Annotated in this window: 4 protein-coding genes; all 4 read left to right on the top strand. The window is 38.6% G+C overall.

The features are described 5' to 3' along the window. Nucleotides 1-234 precede the first annotated feature (234 nt). The 4 genes from I4641_RS03520 (at nucleotide 235) to I4641_RS03505 (ending at nucleotide 6228) form a co-directional block, all read left to right on the top strand. Nucleotides 235-3432: an alpha-mannosidase gene (locus I4641_RS03520; RefSeq protein ID WP_229639080.1), complete on the top strand. Its 3198-nt coding sequence runs from the start codon at nucleotides 235-237 to the stop codon at nucleotides 3430-3432. A gap of 226 nt (nucleotides 3433-3658) precedes the next feature. After that, nucleotides 3659-4204: a dTDP-4-dehydrorhamnose 3,5-epimerase gene (gene rfbC / locus I4641_RS03515; RefSeq protein WP_229639079.1), complete on the top strand. Its 546-nt coding sequence runs from the start codon at nucleotides 3659-3661 to the stop codon at nucleotides 4202-4204. Further along, on the top strand, nucleotides 4201-5091 hold the full coding sequence (gene rfbD / locus I4641_RS03510; protein ID WP_229639078.1) for a dTDP-4-dehydrorhamnose reductase: 891 nt from the start codon (nucleotides 4201-4203) through the stop codon (nucleotides 5089-5091). Before rfbC ends, rfbD begins: the two co-directional genes overlap by 4 nt. Nucleotides 5092-5154: 63 nt before the next feature. Then, a complete protein-coding gene (locus I4641_RS03505) occupies nucleotides 5155-6228 on the top strand; it encodes a glucose-1-phosphate thymidylyltransferase (RefSeq protein WP_229639077.1) in 1074 nt (357 codons plus the stop codon). The last annotated feature ends 15 nt before the right edge of the window (nucleotides 6229-6243 follow it).

Genomic DNA, 6243 nt, shown 5'->3' with positions numbered 1-6243 from the left:
TTGATGCGATTACCCTGCTTATAGTAGTCAGAATAGTCTAATTGAATATCTAAAAAAAGTGCTGGATAATTTTGGTCACGAATATGTAATTAATTTTGCCTAAGTACTTATATGAATTTAAAATAAAGAATTAGTGTCTTCTTACAAATGATAATAATTCCTATTTGCAAGACGAACTTGTCACTATTTCCCGCAGTTGTAATTAAGATTGATAAGAGTTTCCAATTTTAAAAAATGCAGCATCATCGATCGCATTCCATCATCGAGCAATTCATTTCTAGATTACGCCAGCAAGTCCAAGTAAAAGTGCAACATCATTGGCGCGATATTACTTCACGCAATATAGTTAATCACAGCCATAATTTAGATCAAGTTAATTTAGATGAATATCCCACTCCCGAGATTAACGACAAGGGTTATTTGATTTTGCTCAAAGGAAGACAGGTTAAATGGTTGGCGCAAAAGATTGTTATTCCTACAAGATTACAAGACTATCCAATATCGGGTTTAACTCTACGCTTAGTGTTAACTTGGTGGGCGGAGGAAGCACAAGTATTTATTAATGGAAAATTAGTACAAGAGGGAGACTTGTTTGATTCTTCCGCACGGGTAGTTATCACAGATGATGCCAAGGCTGGAGAAGAATATCTTGTTACTATTTGCCTGACTAGTCCCAATCATGACATAGGGGCATTAATGCGATCGCATTTACTTTACGAGGAGTTATATTTACCCGAAAATGTCGATCCTGGTTTGGTAGCCGACGAACTAACTATCTTATATAAATACCTGGGGGAGTTTCAACCCGAACACCTGGAGGTGTTAACAGAAGAGTTAAATAAATTTAATTGGTCTAATATCCAAAATGCTGACAGGTTTTTCTACGATTTACAAAAATTGCGATCGAGCCTGTTACCTTTAGGCAAAGATATTAAACAACGCTGCTTTAATTTACTGGGACACGCTCATTTAGATATGGCTTGGCTGTGGACGACTGAGGAAACCAAGGAAGTAGCCCAGCGCACTTTTAAATCTGTCCTTAGCTTACAACAAAATTTCCCCGCTTTAACTTTTGGTCATACTTCTCCCGCATTATATGAATGGATCGAACGAGATAACCCCGAGTTATTTATCGAGATTCAAAATGCAGTCAGGTTAAATAAATGGGAATTACTGGGGGGGATGTGGATCGAACCCGAAACTAATTTAGTTAGTGGAGAGTCTTTAATTCGCCAATTAATCTACGGACAGCAATACTATCAAGAGAAGTTTGGCGAAATAAGTAAGGTTGCATGGCTACCCGATAGTTTTGGTTTTACTTGGCAACTACCCCAGATCTTAAAGCAGTGCGGTATTGAATATTTTGTTACGGGCAAACTCCACTGGAACGATCGCACTAAGTTTCCCCATGGTTGTTTTTGGTGGGAGTCTCCCGACGGGACGAGATTACTTACCCTCATGTCTCCTCCAAATGTTACGGGAGTGATGGATACTAACCCCATTACTATGACTAATTACGCCATTGATTGGGAAACTCAGACGGGTTTACAAGATATCTTCTGGCTACCAGGTGTCGGAGATCATGGCGGAGGGCCAACTAAAGATATGTTGGAAGTTGCAGATAAATGGAATAACTCGCCGTTCTTTCCTGAAATTAAATTTACCAAAGCGATCGATTATCTAACCAAGATCTCCCAGTCTCCAAGTCTCCAAGTATGGCAAGACGAATTATATTTAGAACTTCATCGCGGTTGCTATACCGTTCGGGGAGAGCAAAAAAAATATAATCGCTACTGTGAAAGACTGCTTTATGAAGCGGAGTTGTGGTCGAGTCTCGCAACTTTGCTTTGTGGGGACAGGTTCGTCTTCCAGCCACTATTTCCCAGTATAAATATTTTTTCACGAAAAGAAGACATTTGTCAATCATTAATTGAAACTGCCTGGAAAAAAGTATTATTCAACCAGTTTCACGACATTCTGCCAGGGACATCGATACCTGAAGTCTTCACGGAAGCAAACCAAGACTGGGAAGGCGCGATCGCCATAGGGGAAGGTTTATTAGAGGCTGCATTAAAAGCGATCGCATCCAGCATAGAACTACCAGCACCACCCCAAGCAGATGCTAAACCGATAATTGTGTTTAATTCTCTTAATTGGGAGCGATCGCAAGAAGTAACTATTGAAGATGAAGTATTAGAGAGTAGCGATCTGGATTTTTGGATTAGGGATGAATTGGGAAATAGTCTATGTATTCATAGCAAACAAAAAGAACATAAATTAACTTTTTTAGCTCAAAATATTCCTAGCATTGGCTATCGTTTATATTGGCTATGCTGGGGAAAAATAGTAAAAGAACCAAGAGTAACAATTAATGCTCAGGTAGATTATGAATTAGTTAATATATATTTAACAGTAGTTATCGATCCTAAAACAGGAAATATAGAGAGTATTTTCGACAATAGAAATAAGCGAGAGATATTGTCAAAACAAGGAAATGAATTACAATTCTTTGAAGACAAGGGACAATATTGGGATGCTTGGAATATCGATCCAGAATACGAACAAAAACAATTACCAAATGCAGAATTGCGATCGATTGAATGGATTGATGCTGGCTTAACTAAAGGTATTAAAGTAGTTAAAAAATTCAATAAATCTACATTTACTCAAGACTATATATTAGAGTACAATTCGCCTATTTTAAAAATAGTCAACAAGGTAGATTGGCAAGAAACTCATGTCATGGTTAAAGCTGCTTTTTCTTTAACTATAGAAAGCAATAGGGCTACTTACGAAATTCCTTGCGGAACAATCGAAAGAACAACCCAACCTCAGACAGAAACAGAAAAAGCTAAGTGGGAAGTATCCGCATTAAATTGGGCAGATATTACCGATCAAAAGGAAAACTATGGAGTTAGTTTGCTCAACAACTGTAAATATGGTTATGATGCCAAACCCAACTTATTAAGACTTACTTTATTGCGGGCTGCTACTTGGCCAGATCCCAAAAGCGATCGAGGTTTTCATCATTTTACCTATGCCCTTTATCCCCACAAATCTAACTGGCAAACAGCCAAGACAGTACAACAAGGATCTGAATTAAATACACCTTTGCAAACGATAGTTTTAGAATTAAATCGAGAAAATAATCTAAACTACCATAAATTACCATCGACAAGCCAACTATTAAAACTATCCTCAGACAATTTAATTCTGATGGCATTAAAATTCTCTAAAAACCAAGAATTAATTATGCGCTGTTATGAAGCTTGGGGAGAAAGCAGCGAACTAAAAATTATCAGCGATTTGAATCTACAACTAAAGAATCTAGTTGACTGCCTAGAAAACGAAGGAAATTCAGAAATAACAAATAATAGTCAAATTGAACCTTACAAAATCATAACTGGGAAACTATTTAAGTATAGTACTTGACCAAAAAAAACAATTATTTTATTACCCAATAATTAACAATCTAATCCGATTTATTTATAGGGATACAAAACATTAAATAAGATTGCTGAATATTGTTAGAATCAGTGGTATTCTACTTTCATGTAGTTATTGTATAAGATTTCGTGAAATCGCGAGAATACATTTTTATATAGACTGCTCGCATAACACACAAGTTCTCAATTATAAATTTTAGAGAAAAAGCCTCATGGATGTTATTCAAACAACAATCCCCGATGTTCTCATTATCGAACCAAAAGTATTTGGGGATGAACGGGGCTTTTTTATGGAAAGCTTCAACGAAAAAACTTTTAGAGAAAAAACAGGAGTAACGAGTCCCTTCGTTCAAGATAACCATTCTCGATCAGCTAAAAACGTCCTGCGAGGCTTGCACTATCAAATAAAACAAGCCCAAGGCAAACTAGTTAGAGTGGTTTCAGGAGAAGTATATGACGTAGCGGTAGATATCCGCAAAAGCTCTCCTACTTTTGGACAATGGACGGGATGCCTTTTAAGCGAAACCAACAAAAAACAGTTTTGGGTACCTCCTGGCTTTGCCCACGGGTTTGTAGTGTTATCTGATACGGCAGATTTTTTATACAAAACCACCGACTATTATGCGCCAGAATACGAAAGATCGATTTTATGGAACGATCCTGGGTTAAATATAGACTGGAAAATAGAGGGAGAGCCAGTTTTATCGGCAAAAGATCAAGCGGGATTACCTTTAGACAAAGCTGAGGTATTCGAGTGACCAAAATATTACTCACAGGTATTACAGGACAAGTCGGTCAAGAATTATCGCAAACCCTCAAATCATTAGGGCAAGTGATAGAAGTTACCCGACAAGATTTAGATCTAACTCAGCCCGATCGCATTAAACAAAAAATTGCCCAAATCAAGCCCGATATAATCGTTAATGCCGCAGCATATACGGCGGTAGACAAAGCCGAAGAAGAACGAAAATTGGCGATCGCCATTAATGGAAATGCGCCCAAAGCGATCGCCATAGCCGCCCAGGATATTGGTACTACGGTGGTTCATATTTCCACAGATTACGTCTTCAACGGACAAAACCATACTCCTTATTTAGAAAGCGACGGAACAAATCCTTTAGGAGTATATGGCAATTCTAAACTATTGGGGGAAACAGGAGTTAGAGAAAACTGCGATCGTCACATCATTCTCCGCACCGCTTGGGTATACGGTTCGAGAGGACACGGAAACTTTGTTAAAACCATGCTGAGGCTGGGAGAAAACCGAGAAGAGTTAAAAGTAGTAGCGGATCAAATTGGTAGCCCCACCTGGTCTTATGATATCGCCAAGGCGATCGCCAATCTATTAAATAAATCAAAAGAAGATCCCACAATAAATGGCACGTATCACTTTAGCAATAGTGGTGTCGCCAGTTGGTACGATTTAGCTGTAGCGACTTTCACCGAAGCCAAGCAACTTGGATTTCCTTTGAAAATACAGCAAGTCATTCCCATTACTACCGCAGACTATCCTACCCCAGCCCAACGCCCAAACTATTCCGTCTTAGCAAAAGGTAAATACACCGCAGCAACGGAAGTATATCCCCCCCATTGGCGAGAATCATTAAAAGCCATGTTAACTGAATTGCACAAATTATCAAATTAAAGCTGATAGTTAATAGCTAATAGCTACCCAGACAAAATCAACCTCAACGAAGCTGATAAAACAATGAAAGCAATTATTCTCTCTGGTGGTAAAGGTACAAGATTGCGCCCTCTAACCTATACAGGTGCAAAACAACTAGTACCCGTAGCCAATAAGCCGATTCTTTGGTATGGAATCGAATCTATAGTAGCAGCAGGGATTACCGAAATTGGGATTATCATTAGTCCCGAAACAGGAGAAGAAGTAAAAACCAAAACAGGGGATGGCGATCGCTTTGGGGCAAAAATTACTTATATTAGACAAGATGAGCCGTTAGGATTAGCCCACGCAGTTAAGGTTGCACAACCATTTCTAGGAGACTCGGATTTTGTCATGTATCTGGGAGATAATCTAGTTCAAAGTCAATTAGATCTATTTTTAGATAAATTTAACAGTCAACATCTTGATGCCTTAACCCTATTGTGTGAAGTAGAAAATCCTAGCTCTTTTGGGGTAGCCAGAGTAGACGAAAATGGGAAAGTATTAGAATTAATCGAAAAACCCAAAAATCCCCCTTCCAACCTGGCATTAGTGGGAGTATACTTATTTTCTCCAGAAATTCATCATGCGATCGCCTCAATCAAACCATCTCCCCGGGGTGAATTAGAAATCACCGATGCCATTCAACATTTGATCGACAAACAAAAAAGCGTAGCATCCTTCAAATTATCAGGATGGTGGCTCGATACGGGGAAGAAAGACGATCTTTTAGCAGCAAATCAAATCATTTTAGATGATTCCGTAGAATCTGCTATTGAAGGGGAAGTGGACGATCAAAGTAAATTAAGCGGTCGAGTTTATATCGGATCGGGATCTATAGTTCACAATTCCATGATTCGGGGTCCAGTAATGATTGGGAAAAACTGTAAAATTGAAAATTGTTTTATCGGTCCCTATAGTAGTATCGCTGATAACACTACCTTAATTGATATCGATATCGAACACAGTGTAGTGCTTCAAGGAGCGATTCTGGAAGGAATTAGCGATCGCATTGTTGATAGTCTCATCGGGGAAAGAGCCAGTCTCAAAACTGCACCACAACGTCCCAAAGCACTACGCTTTATGATTGGGGACGATTCTAAGATTGAATTAACTTAAATTAATAAATTAAAC

Origin of the sequence: Waterburya agarophytonicola KI4, assembly GCF_020640915.1 — a bacterium.
Taxonomy (GTDB): Bacteria; Cyanobacteriota; Cyanobacteriia; order Cyanobacteriales; family Xenococcaceae; genus Waterburya; species Waterburya agarophytonicola.
The sequence above is the reverse complement of the archived record's forward strand: the minus strand, read 5'-3'. Positions and strand labels throughout refer to the sequence as shown.

What these genes read in the sequence shown, in the direction of transcription:
- rfbC (WP_229639079.1), top strand. Translation starts at nt 3,659, where the DNA reads ATGGATGTTATTCAAACAACAATCCCCGATGTTCTCATTATCGAACCA.
- I4641_RS03520 (WP_229639080.1), top strand. Translation starts at nt 235, where the DNA reads ATGCAGCATCATCGATCGCATTCCATCATCGAGCAATTCATTTCTAGA.
- I4641_RS03505 (WP_229639077.1), top strand. Translation starts at nt 5,155, where the DNA reads ATGAAAGCAATTATTCTCTCTGGTGGTAAAGGTACAAGATTGCGCCCT.